Source organism: Candidatus Competibacter denitrificans Run_A_D11 (genome assembly GCF_001051235.1).
Taxonomy (GTDB): domain Bacteria; phylum Pseudomonadota; class Gammaproteobacteria; order Competibacterales; family Competibacteraceae; genus Competibacter_A; species Competibacter_A denitrificans.
In genome coordinates, this window is sequence record NZ_CBTJ020000111.1 from 42420 (window position 1) to 63010 (window position 20591).

The window sequence follows — 20591 nt, forward strand, 5'->3', positions numbered from 1 at the left end:
CCGCACTGCTGCGGCCTCACTTCGCTGGAGCTATTCCTTGTTAATTCCGGAACCCCCCCAGGTGGAGACCCTGATCGCTGAAACCGATGATGCCGGCATCGGCATGTCATACGTGTTGCGGGAAGAAGAACAGCTTGCGCAGGTGTGGAGCGAGGCGGATCGCACCGAGCACGAGCACAGTGTGCGCGAGATCATCGACCGGCTTGGCGGTGTCCGCCAACTTGTTGAGGTGGTGCGTATCCGCTCCGATTCGATCTGGGAGCGGTTTATCACCCTGACCTTGGAGCGGTTGCTTTCCAATCAGCTTCGCGAATTTTTAGATGGAGTCGATGTGCAGATTCTGGCGTTGAGCCAGCAAATGGTGGAAGCCGATTGCGAGATCGACCGGCTACGTGCGCGTGTCCAGAAGCGGCGAGGTTGGCTGAAAGAGAAAATCGCCGCCTTGGAACCCATGGCCCATCGGACATCGACCCAGACCCATCTCAATATGATGCTGGCTCGGGTGGAAGGGTTGGAGGCTTATCTGTTGGGTCGCAAGGATGTAGCGCCGGAAGCCTACGAATACCATTACAAGCGGCATACGACGTTGCCTGGGGATCTGCTCTATATCCGGGTCCGTCTATCGACCACGCGCATCGCCATCCTGGCGTCCAACCGCAGCAAGCAGTTAGGTGAGCTAGATACCGAACTGGTAGGGTTGCTGCCTGAGATCGACCGCTATAAATCGGCGCTGACAGCCTTGGTGACCCGGATTGAATGTATCAGCGAAATCTCGCGCTATTGGTTGGCATATCTGGATATAGCCGGCGACGAAAAGATTGCGGCTAGCCAAGAGCCTGAATAAGGTCATGTTGATAGACGGGATCGAAAGCTGCTATCACTGGTTCAGCACCCTTCCAGGGGCGCTTTTCATTCCGCCGCCGGCTGTACTTCCGGCACCGGAATCCCGCGTTGCCGACAGGCGGCGGTCAGGGTGTTCAACAGTAAGCAGGCAATGGTCATCGGCCCGACCCCACCCGGCACCGGGGTAATCGCGCCCGCGACCTGAACCGCTGAGTCGAAATCGACATCGCCCACCAGACGGTTCTTACCGTCCGGGGCGGTAATCCGATTGATACCGACATCAATTACGGTCGCGCCCGGTTTGAGCCAATCGCCTTTCACCATCTGCGGTTTGCCGACCGCCGCTATCACAATATCCGCCCGGCGGCATTCCTCGGCCAGATCGTGGGTGCGGGAATGCGCGATGGTGACGGTGCAATGCTCACGCAGCAGCAGCGCCGCCATCGGCTTGCCGACGATGTTGGAGCGGCCCAGCACCACCGCCCGCAATCCGGCCAGCTTGCCGAGCTGATGTTTAAGCAGCATCAGGCAACCCACTGGCGTACAAGGCACCATCCCCGCGCCGCCCACCGCCAGCAGTCCGGCGTTGTAGGGATGGAACCCATCGACATCTTTCGCCACGGCAATGGCGTCGATGACCGCATCGGCGTCAATATGCTTGGGTAACGGCAGTTGCACCAGAATGCCGTGGACGGCCGGGTCTTGATTGAGTTGGTTGATCTTCTCTAATAACTCGGCGGCTGTCACCGTGGTCGGCAAGCGATGATCGAAGGAATTCATCCCGGCTTCCTGCGCCTGAATGCCTTTGTTACGGACATAAACCTGGCTGGCCAGATCGTCGCCGACCAGCACGACGGCCAGTCCAGGCGTCAGGTGGTGCGCTTTTTTCAGGTCGGCGACCTGCACGGCGATAGCAGCGCGCAAGCGGGCGGCAAAATCTTTGCCGTCAATGATAGTGGCGGTAGCCATGAAGCCCCTCGTCATTGTTAATATGAGCCGGGAATTCTACTACAGACGCTGGGCAGACTTTTCAGACTGCATACCCAAAATGGCACTGCGCTTCACCGGATATTCAGCATGATTTGGATTCAGCCGGAACAATCGCCAGATTATGCAGCGGTCGATCAGATCAACCGCTTGGCGTTCAGTCGCGCCGATGAAGCGCAGTTAGTGGCCACGCTACGCCGCCAAGTACCGGCGGCCATTTCGCTGGTCGCCTGGTGGGAAACCGAAGCTGTGGGCCATATCCTGTTGACGCCGGTGAGCCTGGAACCGCCCTTGCCCGGCGTCACTGCGGCGGGGTTGGCGCCGCTGGCGGTGTTGCCGTCCAAACAGCGCCAGGGCATTGGCGGCCAGTTGATCGAGGCCGGTTTAGCCGCCTGCCGAATACAGGGCTATAGCACGGTGATCGTGCTCGGTCATCCGGCCTATTATCCGCGTTTTGGCTTCGTACCCGCCGCAACGAAAGGATTGTATTGCGAATTTGTGGTACGGCCTGAAGCGTTCATGCTGTGCGAACTCACGTCGCAAACGTTTGATTTACCGAGAGTCGTCGTTCGCTATCATCCGGCCTTCGCCGGTTTTGGCTGAAAGCGCACTTATGCCACCGCTACCCAGCAGAGGACTTCACCCATGAGCGCGCCCGCACTGGATGCCGGTACATCACCTCCGGCCCGACTCAACCGTAAACGCTGGCGGGCGCTTTTGCTGTTGTCGCTGCTGTTCGCAACCCTGCTGGCGGTGGTCGGCAGCTACTGGTTCTTTCATGCGCGCTGGTATGTCAGCACCGATAATGCCTATGTCAGCGGCAACATCATCCAAATTACCCCGCAAATTCCGGGCACAGTCGTTGGCGTGCTGGTCGATGACACGGATCGGGTGGAGCAGGGCCAACCGCTGGTGCGGCTTGATCCCGCCGATACCGAGGTGCAACTGTCGGCTTGCAAAACTTTATGCGCAACCTCGGTTCCAGTTTCGGCACAGCAATCATGACCGCGTTATGGGATCACAAAGGCATTGAGCACCATGCTCGGCTGGTCGAAGCGATCAATCCCTATAACCCGCTGGCGCTGCGCTATCTGGAGCCATTGCAAGCCACCGGCCTGAGCGCCGAGCAAGCTTTGCTGCAAGTGGATCGCACCATAACTACCCAGTCCTTCCTGCTGTCCACTAATGCCGTTTTTTGCATCAGCGGGCTGTTGATGCTGGCGCTGATCGGTCTGATCTGGTGGGCGAAACCGCCATTTACCGTGCGGGCGGTGGGCGATTGAACCAGACATCGTTCTAACCATCGAGATGCACAACGGATGACAACCAAAACTAAAGTCATCATCGCTGGCGCAGGATTTGGCGGGATTGCCGCCGCCAAGCGGCTAGCGGGCTGCGACGCCGACGTGACCATCATCGACCGCCGCAATTATCATCTCTTTCAGCCGCTGCTGTATCAGGTCGCCACCGCCGATCTGTCGCCCGCCGACATCGCTTGGCCGATTCGCGGACTGTTCACCCGCTATCGCAATATTGCGGTCGCGCTGTCGGAAGTGACCGCCATCAATCCGAGCGCGCAGGAAGTGGTAGCAGGCGGTCGCCGCTACCCTTATGACTATCTGATCCTGGCGACTGGATCGGGCAATTCTTATTTCAATCATCCCGAATGGGAACCGGACGCACCGGGACTGAAACGGATTATCGACGCTATCGAAATCCGTAAGCGCATTCTGTTGGCCTTTGAGCAAGCCGAGATTGCGGACAATCCAGCCGCCCAACGCCGTTTGCTCAATTTCGTAGTGATTGGCGGTGGGCCAACCGGCGTGGAGATGGCTGGCGCGATTGCCGAGTTAGCCAAAGTCGCCTTGGCGCGGGATTTCCGCCATATCGATCCCAAAGCAGCGCGAATCGTACTGGTGGAAGCGGGTCAACGGCTATTGGCCAGTTTTCCGCCGGCGCTTTCGCAATATGCCCAGAGTTGCCTGGAGCAACTCGGCGTTGAGATTGCGCTAGGCCAACCGGTGCAAGCCATCGATACACAGGGGGTTCGGATTGGCGAGACTTTGTTGCCCACCGCGACTGTGATTTGGGCAGCGGGGGTCAAGGTGGAAGGGCCAGGCCAGTGGCTCGGCGTCGAGACCGACCGGGGCGGACGGGTAGCGGTGACGGCGGATTTATCAGTACCCAATCATCCCAACATTTTCGTGATTGGCGATGCGGCGAAAGTCATCTGGGAAGGAGAAAAGCTGGTGCCGGGCTTGGCTCCCGCCGCCAAACAACAAGGCCGCTATGTGGCCGATGTCATTTGCGCCCGCATGGAAAATCGGACAGCTCCGCCGCCGTTCCGCTATCGCCATGTTGGTAGCTTGGCCACCATCGGCCGCAACGCCGCCGTGGTCGATTTCGGCCGCTTTAAGCTGAAAGGCTGGTTGGCGTGGTGGTTTTGGGGGCTGGTGCATATCTATTTTCTGATCAATGCCCGCGCCGCTACCTTGGTCTTATTGCAATGGTTTTGGGCCTATCTGACCCACAAGAAAGGCGCACGGCTGATTACTGGCTTGCGGCCGCTATTTAGCCCTCCTAAACGCTGAAGCAATTAGTTTGGCTACTTTTCTAGCCGCCGGTGGTTTTGAAAATCCGCACTGGTCATGATCGATTACAACAGGCGGGTGTAGCCTCGACAACCGGCGCCACCCCAAACCCACTCCATCGATTGCGTGGCCTACTCGACCCACGCTGCAAGCAGCAACTTGGGCATCGGAATTCACGCTCGAAGCGCACATGCCCCAATGCCCAAGCCTCGCGCTCATTGTCCGGCGTGGCGCTTGCGATAGTCCTCGACCGGCAATCCGCCGATCCCCCAGTTTTCCATATCCACCTCATCGATCACCACGACCGTAGTCGCTGGCGATTTGCCCAGCACTCGCACCAGCAACTCGGTCGCACCTTCGATCAGAGCCGCTTTTTGCGCTGCGGTGGTTCCGCCTTCGCGGGTGATTTTGATATTGACATACGGCATCATTATCTCCTCCGATTAGATTGCAACGCATGTTCCATTACGCCGGGTCTGGATCGTAATGAAACACTTTGGCGGCGATCCGCCATTCATCGCCAACTTCAAGTAAGGCCAGAAAATCGACGAACCGCTTGCCGAGCAGCGACGAACGCATCCGTACCAGCGCGGTGGTTGGCCCGGCGAACTCGATGGATTCCAGTTCAAAACCGTAAGCATCGCCGCGATGGGCTGGTGATTCACGGGTGGCGACCCGCTCCAGATAACTCGCCAGATCGAGTTGCACCAGTTCGCCACCCGAAGCCGTCGCATAAGTCGCCCCAGGGTGAAATACACGGTATAGCGCCTCGACATCGCCGTGAAACAGGGCCTCATAATAACGGCCCAGCAAGTTGGCGACCGCGCTATAGGGTTCGGATGAAGCCGCCGATTCGCAGGCGGCACAAGCCGTCACATCACAACCAGCATTCATTGCCTTGGCTCCTGTTTTTCAAGCGCGGCCGGTGATGAAACCGCCATCGACCGGCAAGATGTGCCCGGTGACGAACAGTGCGCCCGCCAGATAGCGCACGGCTTCAGTGATCTCGCCGACCTCAGCGACTCGATTGAGCAGCGCGATACCGCCGAAGGCGTCCACGTCCACACCCGCGTGCAACGGGGTGCGTACTACGCCAGGTGCGACCATGTTGACCCGAATCCGATCCGGCGCGAGTTCGGCTGCCAGGCTATGGGTGAGCGCGTGGACGCCACCCTTGCTGGCCAGCGGCGCGGAGGCTGGAAAACCACCGATGGCGTGATCGATCAACACTGTGCCGATATTGACGATGGCCCCGCCCGTGCCTTGCGGCTTCATCCGCCGTACCACCGCTTGCGTGGTCAGATAGGTGCCGCGCAGATTGCTATCGAGAAACCCGTCCAATTCCTGTTCGCTCACATCGAGAAACGGCTTGGCGGCAAAGATACCGGCATTGTTGACCAGCACGTCGATCCGGCCGAAGCGTTCGACCGCTGTCCGCGCCAGCGCCTCGCCGGTTTCGCGCTCGCCGATGTTGCCCGCCACCGCTGCAACCCGATCTGGCGTTCCGAGTTTGGCCGCCACGGTGGCGAGCTTGTCAGAATCGCGGCCGTTGATGACCACATTAGCGCCCTCTTGTAGAAAAGCGCGTGCGATATCCAGGCCGATGCCGCTGGAGGAACCCGTGATGATGACAGTACGATTTTTTGCTGACATGGAATGATCTCCGGTAATGACAATAGGTGAAGTTGATTATAAATAGACCGGTCGTCTTATAATTTAGTCAAAAAATCACCTCTCAGGTTGAAAATAGTCGCCAAATAGCCGGGCAATCACCCGGTGCAGCGGCTCCAGCGAGCGTTCGAGCTTCATGCGAATCACCGCGCCTTCCCACGCTTCGGTCAGCAGATCGGCGAGATCATTGGCATCCAGATCGGCGCGCACCCGGCCCAGTTGCTGGCTCTGGCGTAGAATCTCGGCCACGCCGTCGCGCCAGTCGCGGAAAGCCTCGGCGAGGGTCTCACGGCAAGCCTCATTTCCTTCCAGTTCGCCGCCCAGATTGGCGATCAGGCAGCCGCCGACATAGCCCGCCGCTGCAAAATCGGCCATCAATCCTTCAAAAAAGCAGCGCAATCCGGTATACGGGTCCGGCGCGGCAGCAACCGCTTGGCGCATCCTGTCCGCGAAGCAATCCGCATAATGACGGATGGCAGCGACGGCAAAGGCTTCTTTACTCTCGAAGTAGTTGTAAAAAGAGCCTTTCGGCACCTTAACCTTGTCCAGCACGTCCTTGATGCCGGTGCCGTGAAAGCCGTTGTATAGAAACGAGGCGACGCCTTGTTCCAACAACTGTTCACGAGTTTTGCCACTGAGTCGAGGTCTAGCCATGCAATTAATATACGACCGGTCATATTTGATTGTCAAGCGGCTTGAGCAGATATCAGGCGCACTAAAATCGTCTCATAAAGTTTATGAGTCGCTAACTCAGCACCATTTCGACAAGCCAACCCACAATGGCCGATCAGCGATAAGACTGAAACACGCGAGAGCCGCCATTCTTGGTCAATAGCAGCACATCGTAAGGGTCTTTATCCCCGCCGTATTCCGGGCCGTCCATGCCAGGTGAGCCAATCGGCATTTTCGGCACCGCCAAGCCGATGGCGTCTGGCCGTTCGGCCAGTAAACACCGGATTTCCCGCGCGGGCACATGGCCTTCGATAGCGTAACCCTCGACGGCGGCGGTATGGCAGGAGCCATACTGATCAGCAATGCCGAAGCGGTGACGGGCAGCGGCGCTATTGCCCTCATTCACACGCACCATAAACCCATTCTGCTCGATGTGCGCCACCCAATCCTTGCAGCATCCGCACGCCGGGCTTTTCCAGACTTCCACCAGCGGGCTAACAGGAGTAGCTGGCGGGTCGGATGCAGCCCAGGCGCGGGGCAGAACCAATAATAATGAGCCAGCCAGTAACTGGCGACGTTTCAAGTTGATCGATGTCATGGGCAGCATGTCTCCTAAATTCATTTTCAATGCAGCTTCGAGGATATCTCACACAAGAAAGTTTCGGTGATAATCACCACTGATGGAACCAACTATTCTGCTTCGGCTTGCACGAGCCTACCTGAAAGTAGCCAATTTACCCTTGGCGGTTCAGGATTGATCGACCAAACAGAACCAGTTCTCTGGCAACCGCTCTATCAAATCCATGAACGATATCTTATTCTTAGTAAACGATAAGTGCCCATAGGGTAGCTGGCCTAGCTTCGGATATTTGCTACCCGCTACTTCGTTAGCTGCTTTCGAGTACAGGGAACTACTGGCCGTTAATCGGCGATTCTGCTTTCCAGAAATCTCAGAGAACAGTGCTCTGCTGTATAACTCTAACAATGGTGGAGTTATGCGGAAACCATATAATCATTTGTTAGGCGACTACCCATTTCAAATATGGTTTGCTCATTCCCAAGCACCAGCTTCGCGAAACAGGAAGCTAGGGCTTCTACTACTGAAGTTCCAAGCTGTAGCTTTGGAACTAACTAAAAATTATGAGGGAAGTTTTTTATGCTCAGGCCCGCAGTTTATGTTAAGGCATATGCAAAACTGTCGTCGTGGTTATGGTTCAATGATGATTGGAATTGGACTAATACCCCGATTGTCATGTACCTACAGAACAGTGGTGATCGGCAAACCAAGGCAAACGTCGTTGAAAACGCCTTCTGGGAGAAGCTTACCAAGGCAAACAAGGGTAAGTCCCTGCGTTATCTCAAGACATTTAATTTCGACGATTACGACTACATACCGGCATCGATCCACCGCACCTTCATAGGCAAAGCCTGCCCGTGGGAAATCCAGGAGACGATCCAACTTGGCTCGTCGATCGGTGTGATCAATCGAGACAACGTCGACAAATACTGCCGCGATAATATCGGAGTCGATTGTGGCGGATTCGTTGCGGCTTACTGGGGAGAAGCGGTGCCTCACATGGCGGGGCCGAATCCACCCATGGCGACCGGTATCTCGCCGCGCAGCTTTTGGTCCGACAGCAAGACATGGCCGGATGTGATTCGCCGGCGGCGGACAGACCCGACCGCGATCCAGCCTGGTGATGCAGCGATATTCTTTGAAGGCGTCAAGGGCAACAATCCAGATATTATGGCGCGGAAAGATAGCAACGGTAACTGGATTAAGGATAGCGGGTCCAAGGCCTTCCATATCGGGCTCGTGAACGATATTAGCGCCTCCGGAACCGCGATCACCAAACTTGAGATTGCGGAATCGAGCGGTGCGCCATCAATATACGGTGGAAACGGCGTCAATGTTCGCACTGCCAGAGTGACCTCAACTGGCAAGTCTAACTCCTATGTCTATGCCGAAGTAGGTCAGAACGAGCGTATTTATTTCCTTGCCCCAATACCAGGAGCCGGACCGGAGCTACCGTACGGTTTCAGCGACGAATAAAATGGTAAGGCATACTCTGCGGCATTTTTACTCAACGTCTCCGCCTAACCCAACGCTCCAGCGGAGCTTTGCTATCGCTCAGCCCGCTGAGCTTTGCGTTAGGCATCAAACGAAACGCCATGCACATCGCCCGTCTGGATCATCTTGTTTTGACAGTGGCGAGCATCGAGGTGTCCTGCGACTTCTATTCGCGCGCGCTCGGAATGAACGTCACGACGTTTGGCTCAGGGCGTAAGGCTCTGGAGTTTGGCGCTCAGAAGATCAATCTCCACCAACTGGGCAGCGAGTTCGAACCGAAGGCGACGAAGCCAATGCCAGGATCGGCTGACCTGTGTTTCATCGCAACTACAGCCATTGATGCGGTCGCTCAGCATCTCATTGAGTGCGGAGTACCAATCCTTGAAGGACCCGTCAAGCGTACAGGCGCAACCGGTCCGATTACGTCAATCTACTTCCGCGACCCTGATGGCAACCTCATTGAGGTCTCGAACTACATTGAGGCCTAACCACTCGCTCGAGCCATCCGCCTAGCGGGCAGCTCAGCTCGAACGTTAAAGCGTAAGACAACATCATGGCAACCACGTACAAATCTAAAATCGACACTTGGCTCTTAGTAGTGATGATCCTTGCAGTAGCCACGAGCATACTCGGATTAGTCACGCTACTCACTTTCAAAGAAACGCCATTAGCAACTGTATTCTTGCTGGCTACAGTATGCTTGCTACTTATTGGAATAATATTGCCCGTCTGGCTCCTGCTCGGAACGAAATACGTGGTCGATGCCGACAGGCTGCTAATCACGAGCGGTCCATTACGGTGGAATATTCCAATTGCAAGCATTCGAGAAATCACCGACACATCGACTGTATTTTCGAATCCGGCGCTATCGCTTGATCGCATACGAATTGAGTATGGAAATGGCCGGTTTATTTTTATCTCACCGCTGGACAAAACCGGATTCTTGCGTGAAATACAAAGCTTAGGCGTGCGGGTGCTCTAACAATTTCATTCCAGCCGACGCCGCTTCGCGGCTTGATCTGGGCATCTGCCCTACGCCGCGCCCAGACCCGCGCCACTTTCACTCGAAGTGCAGTCCGGCTTGAATCGGCAAATCCCCAGCCAGAGAAATCACGCCGGATAAATCTCGTAAGCTATTTGCAGCGGGATTGGCGCCTTGATGTTCAAGGATTGAGCTGCTGATAAACCACATGCGCGGCCCGATCCAGCACCGGGCGCTCTAAATCACCGATCAGGGCGTAAGCCAGATCGCGGTCAACCCAGTAAAACGCGCTTTTACCGTCCTGTTGGGAAAACTGGAAAGCGGTATCGCGCGGGTTATCCAATCCTCGCCGCACGTAGAGCGTCAAGCGCCGCCCACCGGCGTCTTGATACATGAATTGCGCGGCGGGCTTGCCGTCGTCAGGCAACAACCGGCCGCCCAATAACTGAAATCCCAGCGTGCTCAGCGTCGGGGCCTGGATCGTCGCGCCTAGCCGTTTGGATAGCCACGCGACCAGGTGCTGCGCTTCGCTCGCCTCGACTTCGACCGGATGGCGGACTTCCGAGACATAAACCGCATGGGCGCCCAAAGCCTGCTGGACGAAAGATTCCTGAGCCAGACCCGGCTGGCTGAACCGCTCGTGAGCGAACCAGCCTAACCCCCCGCCAATCAGCATGAAGCCCACCGCCGCCGCTGTTTGCAGCAGCCCAATGCGCGGCGCACGGCTGCGGTGTTGTGCTGCCAGCCGCAAAGCAGCCGGGATCGGTTCATCCAGCACCGGATCGAACAAGCGATGCAGTTCGGCGTCAATCCGCTGATAATCCAGCAAGCGTTGCCGTTCGGCTGGGTTTTCGGCCAGATAGGCTTCCACCGCCGCCTGCCGCGCGGGGTCCAGGCGACCATCGACGTAGGACTGCAAATCGTTTTCCTGGATCAGATCAGGATTCATCTACTTCACTCTCCGCAGCCGGGCGCGGGGCGGTTCTTGCAACGCCCGCCGCAAGGCCGCCCGCGCCCGCGCCAGCCGCGACATCACCGTGCCCGGCGGCACATTCAGGACGGTCGCTACCTCAGCGTAATCCAGTTGCTCCAACCCCACCAACAACAAGACTTCACGGTGATCGACGCTCAACTCCGCCAGGGCACGTTCCATATCCCGCCATTCCAGCGCCGCCTCATGCCGGGACGGCGCAAGTGCTGGTGGCTCCTCGTCGGGTAGCGGGTCGAGCGGCGGCGCGTGAACCCGGTGCCGCACCTGATTCACATACAGATGATGCAGAATGGTGAATAACCAAGGGCGCAATTCGCCCTGTCCGGTCCATAAATGTCGCCGACTCCAGGCCCGCTCCAGACTATCCTGTACCAGATCATCCGCCCCTTGCGTCCCCACCAGCGCTCTGGCATAGCGGCGCAAGCGGGGAATCTGTTCGGTGAGCAGCGCGGCGAAGTCGGCCATGATCCGGTCAACCCGCTAAGTTCGGATCAATCTGCCAAACCTCGCTGACAATCTTGCCATCACGATAGGTCAACACATAACGCACCTTAATGTCGCTCTTGCCGCTGAAGATCACGTTGGCCGTCACCGTGCCGCCCTTGGGATTGGCGCTTTCCCGCAAATCCGACACCTTAAACTGCAAATCCCCTTGCGCCTTGGCGAATTTACCCCAGACTTCGCCCAGAGCGGCTTTGCCGGCATAGCGGCCATCCAGCGGCCCGCCGACCCATTCCAAGGTGGCGCCATCGGCATACTGCCCCACTAAATTCTCGATCTGTCCACCCGCTATCGCCCGAAAATGGGTTTGGGCGTGATCGGCGGCAGGGCCAGCCACGGCCGTGCCTGCGACCATGAATAAGAGGGGAACCAGCGCGTGACGAAGGGTATAAGCCATGATCTTTCTCCAGTAGTCATCAATGAATTCATCAAGCCGCCAATCGGCCTGTACTGGAGTACACACTTGCCAAATTAAATTATTCCGAGGATCACCGTAAATTGTAAGTTAAGGCAATACCGATGACCCCAACCATACCCCACACCCGGCCAATCCATCTCGGCTTATTCTCTAACCGAGGCGTCAAACCGGTGAATGAAACATTTCATTGACGCTTTGTTGGCTTGCCTTGTTGCTCACTTGCCCGTATCTTTGCACGTTTGCTATTACTCTCAGGGGGCATAGGCCGTGTCGAGCCAAGACCAGAAGATCATGTTCGTTTTTCCGGGGCAGGGTTCTCAATATGTGGGGATGGGTGGTGACCTCATCCAGGATTTCCCGGTGGCTCAACGGCTTTACCAGCAGGCTAATGAGATCGTGGGCTATGACCTGCTCAAGCTCTGTCTGGAAGGCCCCGAAGACGACCTGAAACTGACCCGCCATACCCAGCCAGCCCTGTTGACCCATTCGCTCGTCTGTCTGGCCGTTTTCCGCGAGCTGACCGATGATCGGGTAAAGCCAATTTTAGCGGCAGGTCATAGTCTTGGCGAATACTGCGCTTTAGTGGCTGCGGGAGCACTGGATTTTGAAACCGCGCTGCGATTGGTGCAAAAACGCGGTGAATGCATGGGCACTTACGGCGAGGGAGAAATGCTGGCCTTCCCGCTGCATCTCGATAACGTCAAACACCTGGCGGAAAAACATTTCTGCGCGATTGCCGCCTGTAACCTGCCGGATCAAACCGTCGTCGGTGGCCGGGGAGAGGACCTGGATCGGCTGACCGAAGACGCCCACGGCCATTTTCCGAAGAAGCGGCCCACTCGCCTCAAAACGGAAGGGGCATTCCATACCTTTTATATGATCGCCGCCGCCTTACACTTCCGCCCGGTGCTGGATGCTGCCGCGATGGCTGAACCCACAGTTCGCGTTCTTTCCAATTACAGTGGTGTGGCTCACGACCCCGATCCTGCCGCCATCAAAACTCGACTGTTCTTTCAACTGTTTCATCCGGTCAATTGGATCGGCAATTTGGAAACCGCTTTCCATAACGAACTGACGGCCATCGTCGAATTTGGCGGTGGCTTGGGCAGTGGTCCGGTGCCCGCCGACAAGCGCCCCAATTTGGAAAGCATGATCAAGAAAGCGCAACGTGGTTCCGATTACAGCATTCACTATCACGCGGCCATCAACAGTCAAACGCTACGGGAAACAGCGCAGGTGCTGCGATGATTAGATATCGGGCATTGCAAAACCAACGCACCCGGCTTGCTCTCACCCAAGCGGCGATGAAGCGATCCCACCGCCGTTGCGATTTAATCCGCACCACTCCTGATCAGGTTTCCACCGTATCAGCTTTGTCGGTGGCCCAAGAAGGGGAGGGAGAGCGGCACGACTCGCGCATAACCACGTCATCGCTAGCCTGATCAAGCCCGCTGCAACGATGGTTTCTCACTAATGGAGTGCGTTGGTATGTTGTCGTTGAAATCTCGCGTTTGGCCAGATTTCGACTAACCTTAACCCAACGTGCTGATCAAGATTTATCCCCAAGCCAATCCTGTATCTTCGAAGAGAATAAAAATTATCGGCCATAGACCCGATGCCGGCTGAAGAGAAGGTTTGTGACTATCAATTTACCATCCAACACGAACGCCAAGAGGTAAGGTTTATGCTCTCCGAGAAGCAACTGGACATTCTACGGGAACGTCGCGCCAAGGTTTTGGCGGGTGGCGGTGAGGACAAAATCAAGGAACGCCACGAAAAAGGCTTGTTGGGCGCCCGTGAGCGACTGATGATGCTGTTTCAGGAAGGCACCTTCCAGGAAATCGCCACCCACGCCAAGCACGCCGGTAAACATTTCGGCCTGGCGGATAAGGAACTGCCCTCCGATGGCGTGATCGTCGGCACCGGTTTTGTCGACGGTCGTCAGGTTGCTGCCTTCAGTCAGGATTTCACCGTGATGGGCGGCACGCTGGGCAAGATGCACGCCAAGAAAATCGTGCAATCCATGCAAATGGCGCTGAAGACCGGGACGCCGGTCGTTGCCTTCAAGGATTCCGCAGGCGCGCGCATTCAGGAAGCGGTCGATGCGCTGTCCGGTTACGGCGAGGTGTTCTACAACAACGTGCTGCTATCGGGCGTGGTGCCGCAAATCGCCATTATCGCCGGGCCGTGCGCGGGCGGGGCGTCGTATTCACCGGCGCTGATGGACTACATCATCATGACCCGGCACAACGCTTACATGTTCATCACCGGCCCGGAAGTCATCAAGGCCGTCACGGGCCGCACCACCAGTCTGGATGAAGTCGGCAGCGCCGAGATGCACGCTACGGTCAGCGGCAATGTCCATTTCATCGCCGAAGACGACCGCCACGCCATTCAGATCGCCAAGACCCTGTTGAGCTATCTGCCGTCCAATAACACCGAAGACCCGCCGCATCGGCCCTATCCCGATCTCGATCTGTCGCCCGATGAAGGCATCAATGAGCTGATTCCAGAAACCTCGGCCGAGCCGATGGATGTCAAGCAGATCATTCACCGGCTGGTCGATGGCGGTCACTTCCTGGAAGTCCACGCCAGTTGGGCGGGCAATATCGTGGTCGGCTTCGCCCGGATTCAAGGCATTGTAGTGGGGATACTGGCCAATCAATCGCTGGTGCGAGCCGGAGCGATGGATATTGACGCCTCCGATAAAGGCTCCCGTTTCATCCGCTTCTGCAATGCTTTTAACATTCCCATCGTGACGCTGGTGGATGTGCCCGGCTTTCTGCCCGGCATCGAGCAGGAACGCGGCGGCATCATCCGCCACGGCGCGAAGATGCTGTATACCTACGCATCCGCTACGGTGCCGAAAATCACTATCATCTTGCGCAAGGCTTACGGCGGTTCGTATCTCGCCATGTGTGCGCAAGAAATGGGCGCGGATGCGGTTTACGCCTGGCCGACTGCGGAAATTGCGGTGATGGGCGCGGAAGGGGCGGTCGGTATTCTGTATCGCAGTGAACTGAAAGACATCAAGGACGCCAAGGAACGCAAGGCCAAGACCAAGGAATTGGTGGAGGAATACCGCACCAAGTTCGCCTCGCCCTACATGTCCGCCTCACGCGGCTACATCACCGACGTGATCGAACCCGCCGATACCCGCGCCACTATTGCCCTGGAATTGCGCAAGCTGCTGAACAAGCGCGAATTGCGCCCGGCCAAGAAGCATGGCTGTATCCCGCTGTAAGCGCTGCGCGACCTTCAACCCAACGGAACTGCACGTATGAAGACTTACACCACTTGGGACGCCATCGGCGACATGTTCATCATCTACGGCATCGTGATTGTGATCTCGATGCTGGTAGCCACCATCATTCGCGGCATCGTGATCGTGCTGTCGCGGCGAGCGGGCGAGGCCGAAGCCAAAGCCCCCGCCAAACCGGCCACTGTCGGGGCAAGACCGGCGGTCGTCGGCATCCCGCAAGAGCATATCGCTGCCATCAGCGCCGCTGTGGCCATGATGATGGGCGCACACCGCATCGTTCGCATCGAGATGGCCCATCACGGTTTTGGCTGGACCTCCGAAGCGCGGGCCGCCCATCACACCTCGCATCTGCCGCGCGGACCCCATTGAATATTGAATATTGACATCCCTATCCATTCCACCTTTTGACGAGAGAAACACACCATGGAGAAGAAATTCCGTATCACTGTCGAGGGCAAGCAGTACATCGTGGCGGTCGAGGATATTTCCACCGATGACTCCCAAAACCTGTATCCGACACCGGGCAGTATGAATGTAGCAGCCGCCATTGCCACCCCGGTAGCCCCCGCCACGCCCGCCGCCATTTCCGCCCCTGCCGCGCCTGCCGCCGCCGGTGCGGGTGATGAAGTCGCGCCGCTCGGTGGCGTGGTGCAGGAAATCCACGTCAGCGTTGGCCAGGTCGTCAACGAAGGTGACAAGCTGGTGTCTCTGGAAGCCATGAAGATGGTCACACCGGTCATGGCCAAACGCGGCGGCACCGTGAGTAGCATCGCGGTCAAAGCGGGTGATCCCGTGGATGCCGGACAGGTGTTGCTGACTATCGGCTAACGCGGGAGTATTCCCTATGCAATCCCTGAACTTTCTTGACCTGTTCCAGGGAATCAACACGCTTGTTCATGAGTTCTCTGCCGATCCCAAACTGGCTTTCGGTCGCGTGTTTTTGATTCTTCTGGGATTTTTGTTGTTTTATCTGGGCCGTAAGGGCGTATTGGAAGCCCTGTTGATGATCCCGATGGGCCTGGGCATGGCGACCGTGAATGCGGGCGTGATGTTCTTCTACAACATGGACCCGGCCAGCGGCATGACCTTCGAGGCGCTCAAGGCCGCCGGTCAGGCGATTCCCACGCAAGTGGCGGGCACCCTACACGTCGCGCCGCTGGCGCAGGACACTAATGCGCTAATGAACATCTTGCAGATCGACTGGCTCCAGCCGATCTACACCTTCATGTTCAGTAATGGCCTGATCGCCTGCTTTGTGTTCATGGGTATCGGCACGCTACTAGATGTGGGCTTTGTGATGGCGCGGCCTTATCAAAGCATGATCATAGCTTTGTTTGCCGAGCTGGGTACTGCGCTCACCTATCCGATTGCGGTGGCAATGGGATTGAATGCTGGAGAATCGGCATCGGTTGCCATCATCGGTGGCGCGGATGGCCCGATGGTGCTGTTTACTTCGCTGATGCTGGCCAAACCGCTGTTCGTACCGATCACGGTGGTGGCTTATCTCTATCTTGGCCTGGCTTACGGGGGTTATCCCTATCTCATCAAGCTGATGGTGCCTGAACATCTGCGGGCGCTGCCGATGCCAATGGAGAAAACCCGCGCCATCACCTCCAATGAAAAGCTGGTGTTTGCGGTGATTGCCTGTGTGTTGCTCAGCTTGCTGTTCCCGGTGGCTTCACCCTTGCTTCTCTCGCTGTTTCTGGGTGTGGTCGTCCGTGAAAGTGATTTACCCAATTTCTATGAGCTGTTCTCCAACACGGTGCTCTATGGTTCGACCTTCTTCCTGGGATTGTTGTTAGGCATCCTGTGCGAGGCAGGCACCATCCTGAATCCGGTGGTGTTGAAGCTGCTGATTCTGGGCATGTTGTCGCTGCTGATTTCCGGTATCGGCGGACTGCTGGGCGGCTATGTGCTGTATTACTGGTCGGGCAAGAAATACAACCCGGTCATCGGTATTGCTGGCGTCAGTTGCGTACCGACGACCGCCAAGGTCGCGCAGAAGTCGGTAGCGCCGGGCGTGATCGTCCTGCCCCACGCGCTGGGCGCCAACATCAGCGGCGTCATCACCACTGCGATTTTTGCGGCAGTATACGTGGCGCTGCTCCTGCCAAAAGGTTAGTTTTAACCCGGCGGGCTGCGGGATTGCGGCCTGCCGGTTTCTGACTCTTTCCCGCATGGAACTCTTCATCATCGGGGTCGTAGCGCTACTGGCATCGACCCTCACCTTGTTTTCCGGGTTCGGGTTGGGTACGGTGCTGACACCGGTGTTCGTGCTGTTTTTCCCGGTGCCGCTGGCCGTTGCCGCCACCGCTATCGTCCATTTTGCCAACAATCTGTTTAAATTCGCCCTGCTGGCGAAGCAGGCCGACTGGACCGTCGTCATCCGTTTTGGGATACCGGCGGCGGTTGCGGCGCTGGTCGGCGCGCTGCTGCTCGACCGCTTCGACCGGTTGCCGCCGCTACTGGTTTATCAGTGGGGCGCTAGCAGCCATGAAATCACCGTCCTCAAAATGCTCATGGGCCTGCTGATGATCGGTTTCGCCTTGCTGGAACTGTGGCCACGCTTTCAAGCTCTGGCATTTCCGGCGCGTTATCTGCCGCTCGGTGGGGTGTTATCGGGTTTCTTCGGCGGCTTGTCCGGCAATCAAGGCCCGTTTCGCGCGGCCTTTCTGATCAAGCTGGGTTTATCGAAAGAAGCCTTCGTGGCAACCGGCGTTGTGCTGGCGATCATCGTCGATATTACGCGGCTGCTGGTCTACGGCAGCGGCTTCCTGGCCGATCACTTCAGCCGGTCACAGGAGCTGGTTTTGCCGGTCGCGGTAGGTACGCTGTGCGCGTTTGCGGGGGTGATGATTGGAACGCGCCTGCTGAAAAAGATCACGCTGCGCACCGTGCAACGGGTGGTGGCGGGAATGATGCTGTTGATCGGCTTCGGCCTGATGACGGGTCTAGTCTGAACACAAGGCAGCGAGAAAGAGCATCTGCTCAAGCCGATTTTGCTTCGGCAGGCAACGATTGCAACAAGCGGTGATAAATTTGCCCCACACCCGCCAGATTGACGCCCAGCCAGGCGCCGGTCACCCCTAAAGCCAGCGCGGCGGGATAAGTAAAAATCGCCGGATCAACGGCGGCCGCCAGCAGCAACAGGAATGCGGCCAGATAAGCCCAGCCCTGCCGCCGAATCGCTGCGTCCGGCAACAGGTGTTTCATGTTGGGAATCCTGGCCCGCCCCAAAAGCTGTGCCTGCAAATGAAACCAGGCCAGAAACGGCACGATCTTGCACAACATGCCGTTGATGACGGCGACCGCAAAGCCAAAAATCAGCAGAATGCCCAACAAGAGATCAGTCTGCGGCGCTTGCGCCCAGGTCGGAATCAGCCGCGATGACAGCCATAACAGCGCCGTCACCGCTAAACTCGCCATGCTGACTCGCCAGTAACTCAAGGTGGGATCGCCGATTTTGCGGCGGCGCTGCCCCAATAAGCGCCCGGTCGTTGCGGCAAAGACCGCCAAGCCAACGGCTAGCACCGTACCAGTTACCCTCATCGCTGTCGACCATTGCTCCACCCTACAGACCGACCACAGCGCCAGCCCCCCGCCTACCAATGCGGCAAAACCCCGGACGAACTGCGGCGGATACGGCGGGGTGATCTGGAACATGGGCACCACCTGATAGGCCACGCCCGCCACCAGCAACACCACCCAACCGATCAAGCCCCAGACAGCGTGCAAATCGGTTGCGATCACCACCGATACACGCCAACCCCAACCAAAAAAACCCGCCAACAACAACCCCAAACTGACTGTCACCAGTAACGCCAGCAACGCCCAACGCATGGCGATGACGGTGCCGTTGGCGACCGGCGCCCGCCACAGCGCGACGTGGATAGCGAGCAACGCCACGCCGAACGCCACGCCTAACAAACCGAACGCGATTTGGAAGCCAAAGGGGCTGCTGGCTAAAAACGCGAGCGCCAGCGCCAACGTCCCCAAGGTCAGCAGAATGTGAATCAACGCCGCGATCAGTCGCGGGCGCGGCACCACCACGCCGACCACCACCGGCAGCATCTGCATCAAAGCGCCCAGCATCACCTGGGCCATAAAACCGAGGGTCAGCAGATGGGTCAGCGCCAAGGTGGCGGGCAGCCAGCGGCTGGCGAAAATGCCCGGTCCCTGCCACAGCATCAACAGCGCCGCCAACACCAAAAACCAGGGCGCGGTCAGGAAAAAGCGCAGCGGTACGCTAAACGGCGGCGCTTGTTCGAGGGAGAGTCCGGCAGAGGGAATCATGGCCCGGAAATCAGAATTTCAAAGTTGCCATCGGCCAGCGCCGTGGTTTCGTACTGGTAGCGGTAGCGGCGCAAAATATCGTAGAGCGGGTAAGGCTGGCGATGGATCAGGAAACGGATGCGCTGGCCCGGTTGCAAGCCATCCAGTGCCGCCAACACCAATTCCATCGGCTCCGGCGGTTCCAATCCCCGCCCGTCCACCACCAGATCCGGCGGTGCGCTCATGCGGGCGGATGGGCCGACACGGCTTGCATGGCCGCAATGACCGCTGCCGCATTGCTCGCTAAAAACCGATCACACATCGGGTAGAGAATCTGCTCCTCCTTGATGTTGTGCTGCTGCATCAGGATCAGCAGCGTCTCGGACTGACCCAGAAACTCATCCAGATCGCCCTGGCCGAGCGCGCCCTGCATCTCGGCCAGGGCTTCCCGCATTTGCTGGTGTTCCAGCCGCATCACCCGGGTCGGCCCCATCGTGTTGCCGGTGGTCTGCTCGAAGGTGGGGAAAAGTTCTTCTTCTTCCTTTTGGAAATGCCACTCCATCGCGGCCTGGAACTGTTGGAACTCCCGCTGGCAGCGGGCGGTATCACCCGCCTGGGCCGCTTCTTCGACAACAGCAAAATTTTCATCGCAACAACGGTGTTCGGCTGTGAGAAATTCAGCGATAGCCACGACGTTTTCCCCCATTCAATGCAAAAAATTCAAAAAATTAGCAACTATTTTGTAAGTTCCGAGACCCCGGTTCCTTGATCTTCATCAAGGAAGAACAGTTCCGTTTTCCAGAGAATGGCGACTGTTTCCGCCCGTTCGCGGTGAGCGCGGGCGGTTTGCATCATCGCCGGATCACGAGGTGCTCATGAGCCAATTTTTCACCAAATCGATGGCGCGCAATATCTTCTACGGCGGCACGCTGTTTTCGGTGCTACTGTTTCTCGCGCTCACTTTTCACACTACCTGGAAAGTCCCACAACGGTCCAACGCCGCCAACCTGACCGAACAGGTCGCGCGCGGTAAGCATTTGTGGGAAACCCGCAATTGCATCGGCTGCCATACCTTGCTGGGCGAGGGCGCTTACTTCGCGCCGGAATTGGGCAACGTCTACAAACGCCGGGGCGATGCCTTCATCAAAGTCTGGATCAAAGCCCAACCGACCAAGGTGCCAGGCCGTCGCCAGATGCCGCAATTCAACTTCACCGACGCCCAACTGGACGATCTGGTGGCGTTTCTGAAATGGACTTCAGAAATCAATACCGAAAACTGGCCGCCAAACGTCGAAGGTTGAACCTCGGCTCACCACAGAGGAAAAAATCA

At 57.4% G+C, this 20591-nt stretch carries 27 protein-coding genes; 15 read left to right on the forward strand and 12 right to left on the reverse strand.

What is annotated here, in order from left to right; translation table 11 throughout:
* Window positions 1-37 precede the first annotated feature (37 nt).
* Window positions 38-844, forward strand: a complete 807-nt coding sequence (locus tag BN873_RS17250) for a hypothetical protein (protein ID WP_171820516.1) — start codon at window positions 38-40, stop codon at window positions 842-844.
* A 65-nt stretch (window positions 845-909) separates the two neighbouring features.
* On the opposite strand, the gene folD is transcribed toward BN873_RS17250, so the two are convergent.
* On the reverse strand, window positions 910-1812 hold the full coding sequence (gene folD / locus BN873_RS17255) for a bifunctional methylenetetrahydrofolate dehydrogenase/methenyltetrahydrofolate cyclohydrolase FolD (RefSeq protein ID WP_048676669.1): 903 nt from the start codon (window positions 1810-1812) through the stop codon (window positions 910-912).
* Between the two features lie 108 nt (window positions 1813-1920).
* On the opposite strand from folD, the gene BN873_RS17260 reads away from it, so the two are divergent.
* From BN873_RS17260 to BN873_RS17275, 4 genes are read left to right on the forward strand one after another with little or no spacing between them, the layout of a single operon-like run.
* Window positions 1921-2433, forward strand: a complete 513-nt coding sequence (locus tag BN873_RS17260) for a GNAT family N-acetyltransferase (protein WP_053085437.1) — start codon at window positions 1921-1923, stop codon at window positions 2431-2433.
* A 42-nt stretch (window positions 2434-2475) separates the two neighbouring features.
* A complete protein-coding gene (locus BN873_RS17265; RefSeq protein ID WP_048676671.1) occupies window positions 2476-2835 on the forward strand; it encodes an HlyD/EmrA/EmrK family protein in 360 nt (119 codons plus the stop codon).
* Window positions 2832-3113 carry a hypothetical protein gene (locus BN873_RS17270; RefSeq protein WP_048676673.1) on the forward strand — a complete coding sequence of 94 codons (282 nt, stop codon included), beginning with the start codon at window positions 2832-2834 and terminating at the stop codon, window positions 3111-3113. Before BN873_RS17265 ends, BN873_RS17270 begins: the two co-directional genes overlap by 4 nt.
* A 36-nt stretch (window positions 3114-3149) precedes the next feature.
* A complete protein-coding gene (locus tag BN873_RS17275; RefSeq protein WP_048676674.1) occupies window positions 3150-4421 on the forward strand; it encodes an NAD(P)/FAD-dependent oxidoreductase in 1272 nt (423 codons plus the stop codon).
* Window positions 4422-4636: 215 nt separating this feature from the next.
* On the opposite strand, the gene BN873_RS17280 is transcribed toward BN873_RS17275, so the two are convergent.
* The 5 genes from BN873_RS17280 to BN873_RS17300 form a co-directional block, all read right to left on the reverse strand.
* On the reverse strand, window positions 4637-4849 hold the full coding sequence (locus BN873_RS17280) for a tautomerase family protein (RefSeq protein ID WP_048676792.1): 213 nt from the start codon (window positions 4847-4849) through the stop codon (window positions 4637-4639).
* A gap of 37 nt (window positions 4850-4886) precedes the next feature.
* On the reverse strand, window positions 4887-5315 hold the full coding sequence (locus BN873_RS17285; RefSeq protein ID WP_071244434.1) for a nuclear transport factor 2 family protein: 429 nt from the start codon (window positions 5313-5315) through the stop codon (window positions 4887-4889).
* Between the two features lie 18 nt (window positions 5316-5333).
* Entirely contained in the window at window positions 5334-6074 is a 741-nt protein-coding gene (locus BN873_RS17290) for an SDR family NAD(P)-dependent oxidoreductase (protein ID WP_048676676.1), read from the reverse strand.
* 75 nt (window positions 6075-6149) lie between these two features.
* Window positions 6150-6746, reverse strand: coding sequence for a TetR family transcriptional regulator C-terminal domain-containing protein (locus BN873_RS17295; RefSeq protein WP_048676678.1), 597 nt, complete (start codon window positions 6744-6746; stop codon window positions 6150-6152).
* Window positions 6747-6879: 133 nt separating this feature from the next.
* The gene (locus BN873_RS17300) at window positions 6880-7371 is read right to left on the reverse strand and encodes a DUF411 domain-containing protein (RefSeq protein WP_374727174.1); all 492 of its coding nucleotides are present in this window, start codon (window positions 7369-7371) and stop codon (window positions 6880-6882) included.
* A gap of 549 nt (window positions 7372-7920) precedes the next feature.
* Here BN873_RS17300 and BN873_RS17305 point away from each other — a divergent pair.
* The 3 genes from BN873_RS17305 (at window position 7921) to BN873_RS17315 (ending at window position 9817) form a co-directional block, all read left to right on the forward strand.
* Window positions 7921-8817, forward strand: a complete 897-nt coding sequence (locus tag BN873_RS17305; protein ID WP_048676680.1) for a hypothetical protein — start codon at window positions 7921-7923, stop codon at window positions 8815-8817.
* Between the two features lie 119 nt (window positions 8818-8936).
* Window positions 8937-9323 (forward strand): VOC family protein, encoded by a 387-nt coding sequence (locus BN873_RS17310; RefSeq protein ID WP_048676682.1) that lies wholly within the window; start codon window positions 8937-8939, stop codon window positions 9321-9323.
* A gap of 65 nt (window positions 9324-9388) precedes the next feature.
* A complete protein-coding gene (locus BN873_RS17315; protein ID WP_048676683.1) occupies window positions 9389-9817 on the forward strand; it encodes a PH domain-containing protein in 429 nt (142 codons plus the stop codon).
* 181 nt (window positions 9818-9998) lie between these two features.
* On the opposite strand, the gene BN873_RS17320 is transcribed toward BN873_RS17315, so the two are convergent.
* The 3 genes from BN873_RS17320 to BN873_RS17330 are packed head-to-tail and all read right to left on the reverse strand — an operon-like array spanning window position 9999 to window position 11706.
* Window positions 9999-10766, reverse strand: a complete 768-nt coding sequence (locus BN873_RS17320; protein ID WP_048676685.1) for an anti-sigma factor family protein — start codon at window positions 10764-10766, stop codon at window positions 9999-10001.
* Entirely contained in the window at window positions 10767-11273 is a 507-nt protein-coding gene (locus BN873_RS17325; RefSeq protein WP_048676687.1) for an RNA polymerase sigma factor, read from the reverse strand.
* A gap of 7 nt (window positions 11274-11280) precedes the next feature.
* Window positions 11281-11706 carry a nuclear transport factor 2 family protein gene (locus tag BN873_RS17330; protein WP_048676689.1) on the reverse strand — a complete coding sequence of 142 codons (426 nt, stop codon included), beginning with the start codon at window positions 11704-11706 and terminating at the stop codon, window positions 11281-11283.
* A gap of 288 nt (window positions 11707-11994) precedes the next feature.
* Here BN873_RS17330 and BN873_RS17335 point away from each other — a divergent pair, with 288 nt between their 5' ends.
* From BN873_RS17335 to BN873_RS17360, 6 genes are all read left to right on the forward strand, one after another.
* Entirely contained in the window at window positions 11995-12975 is a 981-nt protein-coding gene (locus tag BN873_RS17335) for an ACP S-malonyltransferase (RefSeq protein WP_139031770.1), read from the forward strand.
* Window positions 12976-13411: 436 nt separating this feature from the next.
* The gene (locus tag BN873_RS17340; RefSeq protein ID WP_048676801.1) at window positions 13412-14971 is read left to right on the forward strand and encodes an acyl-CoA carboxylase subunit beta; all 1560 of its coding nucleotides are present in this window, start codon (window positions 13412-13414) and stop codon (window positions 14969-14971) included.
* Window positions 14972-15007: 36 nt separating this feature from the next.
* Window positions 15008-15358, forward strand: a complete 351-nt coding sequence (locus BN873_RS17345; RefSeq protein ID WP_048676691.1) for a hypothetical protein — start codon at window positions 15008-15010, stop codon at window positions 15356-15358.
* 54 nt (window positions 15359-15412) lie between these two features.
* The gene (locus BN873_RS17350) at window positions 15413-15817 is read left to right on the forward strand and encodes a biotin/lipoyl-containing protein (RefSeq protein WP_048676693.1); all 405 of its coding nucleotides are present in this window, start codon (window positions 15413-15415) and stop codon (window positions 15815-15817) included.
* Window positions 15818-15833: 16 nt separating this feature from the next.
* Complete coding sequence (locus tag BN873_RS17355) at window positions 15834-17111, forward strand: sodium ion-translocating decarboxylase subunit beta (protein WP_048676695.1); 1278 nt, start codon at window positions 15834-15836, stop codon at window positions 17109-17111.
* A 55-nt stretch (window positions 17112-17166) separates the two neighbouring features.
* Window positions 17167-17949: a sulfite exporter TauE/SafE family protein gene (locus tag BN873_RS17360; protein ID WP_048676697.1), complete on the forward strand. Its 783-nt coding sequence runs from the start codon at window positions 17167-17169 to the stop codon at window positions 17947-17949.
* A 28-nt stretch (window positions 17950-17977) separates the two neighbouring features.
* On the opposite strand, the gene BN873_RS17365 is transcribed toward BN873_RS17360, so the two are convergent.
* The 3 genes from BN873_RS17365 to BN873_RS17375 are packed head-to-tail and all read right to left on the reverse strand — an operon-like array spanning window position 17978 to window position 19952.
* Window positions 17978-19282, reverse strand: a complete 1305-nt coding sequence (locus BN873_RS17365; protein WP_048676699.1) for a hypothetical protein — start codon at window positions 19280-19282, stop codon at window positions 17978-17980.
* On the reverse strand, window positions 19279-19506 hold the full coding sequence (locus BN873_RS17370) for a DUF2249 domain-containing protein (protein ID WP_048676701.1): 228 nt from the start codon (window positions 19504-19506) through the stop codon (window positions 19279-19281). The genes BN873_RS17365 and BN873_RS17370 overlap by 4 nt, the downstream gene beginning before the upstream one ends.
* Window positions 19503-19952 carry a hemerythrin domain-containing protein gene (locus BN873_RS17375; protein ID WP_242434463.1) on the reverse strand — a complete coding sequence of 150 codons (450 nt, stop codon included), beginning with the start codon at window positions 19950-19952 and terminating at the stop codon, window positions 19503-19505. The genes BN873_RS17370 and BN873_RS17375 overlap by 4 nt, the downstream gene beginning before the upstream one ends.
* A gap of 184 nt (window positions 19953-20136) precedes the next feature.
* Between BN873_RS17375 and BN873_RS17380 the strand changes: the two genes are divergently transcribed.
* A complete protein-coding gene (locus BN873_RS17380; protein WP_048676704.1) occupies window positions 20137-20562 on the forward strand; it encodes a c-type cytochrome in 426 nt (141 codons plus the stop codon).
* The last annotated feature ends 29 nt before the right edge of the window (window positions 20563-20591 follow it).

What these genes read in the sequence shown, in the direction of transcription:
- BN873_RS17315 (WP_048676683.1), top strand. Translation starts at nt 9,389, where the DNA reads ATGGCAACCACGTACAAATCTAAAATCGACACTTGGCTCTTAGTAGTG.
- BN873_RS17300 (WP_374727174.1), bottom strand. Translation starts at nt 7,371, where the DNA reads ATGCTGCCCATGACATCGATCAACTTGAAACGTCGCCAGTTACTGGCT.
- BN873_RS17360 (WP_048676697.1), top strand. Translation starts at nt 17,167, where the DNA reads ATGGAACTCTTCATCATCGGGGTCGTAGCGCTACTGGCATCGACCCTC.
- BN873_RS17260 (WP_053085437.1), top strand. Translation starts at nt 1,921, where the DNA reads ATGATTTGGATTCAGCCGGAACAATCGCCAGATTATGCAGCGGTCGAT.
- BN873_RS17310 (WP_048676682.1), top strand. Translation starts at nt 8,937, where the DNA reads ATGCACATCGCCCGTCTGGATCATCTTGTTTTGACAGTGGCGAGCATC.
- BN873_RS17265 (WP_048676671.1), top strand. Translation starts at nt 2,476, where the DNA reads ATGAGCGCGCCCGCACTGGATGCCGGTACATCACCTCCGGCCCGACTC.
- folD (WP_048676669.1), bottom strand. Translation starts at nt 1,812, where the DNA reads ATGGCTACCGCCACTATCATTGACGGCAAAGATTTTGCCGCCCGCTTG.
- BN873_RS17365 (WP_048676699.1), bottom strand. Translation starts at nt 19,282, where the DNA reads ATGATTCCCTCTGCCGGACTCTCCCTCGAACAAGCGCCGCCGTTTAGC.
- BN873_RS17350 (WP_048676693.1), top strand. Translation starts at nt 15,413, where the DNA reads ATGGAGAAGAAATTCCGTATCACTGTCGAGGGCAAGCAGTACATCGTG.
- BN873_RS17290 (WP_048676676.1), bottom strand. Translation starts at nt 6,074, where the DNA reads ATGTCAGCAAAAAATCGTACTGTCATCATCACGGGTTCCTCCAGCGGC.
- BN873_RS17325 (WP_048676687.1), bottom strand. Translation starts at nt 11,273, where the DNA reads ATGGCCGACTTCGCCGCGCTGCTCACCGAACAGATTCCCCGCTTGCGC.
- BN873_RS17345 (WP_048676691.1), top strand. Translation starts at nt 15,008, where the DNA reads ATGAAGACTTACACCACTTGGGACGCCATCGGCGACATGTTCATCATC.
- BN873_RS17305 (WP_048676680.1), top strand. Translation starts at nt 7,921, where the DNA reads ATGCTCAGGCCCGCAGTTTATGTTAAGGCATATGCAAAACTGTCGTCG.
- BN873_RS17340 (WP_048676801.1), top strand. Translation starts at nt 13,412, where the DNA reads ATGCTCTCCGAGAAGCAACTGGACATTCTACGGGAACGTCGCGCCAAG.
- BN873_RS17270 (WP_048676673.1), top strand. Translation starts at nt 2,832, where the DNA reads ATGACCGCGTTATGGGATCACAAAGGCATTGAGCACCATGCTCGGCTG.
- BN873_RS17285 (WP_071244434.1), bottom strand. Translation starts at nt 5,315, where the DNA reads ATGAATGCTGGTTGTGATGTGACGGCTTGTGCCGCCTGCGAATCGGCG.
- BN873_RS17380 (WP_048676704.1), top strand. Translation starts at nt 20,137, where the DNA reads ATGAGCCAATTTTTCACCAAATCGATGGCGCGCAATATCTTCTACGGC.
- BN873_RS17295 (WP_048676678.1), bottom strand. Translation starts at nt 6,746, where the DNA reads ATGGCTAGACCTCGACTCAGTGGCAAAACTCGTGAACAGTTGTTGGAA.
- BN873_RS17320 (WP_048676685.1), bottom strand. Translation starts at nt 10,766, where the DNA reads ATGAATCCTGATCTGATCCAGGAAAACGATTTGCAGTCCTACGTCGAT.
- BN873_RS17275 (WP_048676674.1), top strand. Translation starts at nt 3,150, where the DNA reads ATGACAACCAAAACTAAAGTCATCATCGCTGGCGCAGGATTTGGCGGG.
- BN873_RS17280 (WP_048676792.1), bottom strand. Translation starts at nt 4,849, where the DNA reads ATGCCGTATGTCAATATCAAAATCACCCGCGAAGGCGGAACCACCGCA.
- BN873_RS17370 (WP_048676701.1), bottom strand. Translation starts at nt 19,506, where the DNA reads ATGAGCGCACCGCCGGATCTGGTGGTGGACGGGCGGGGATTGGAACCG.
- BN873_RS17330 (WP_048676689.1), bottom strand. Translation starts at nt 11,706, where the DNA reads ATGGCTTATACCCTTCGTCACGCGCTGGTTCCCCTCTTATTCATGGTC.
- BN873_RS17355 (WP_048676695.1), top strand. Translation starts at nt 15,834, where the DNA reads ATGCAATCCCTGAACTTTCTTGACCTGTTCCAGGGAATCAACACGCTT.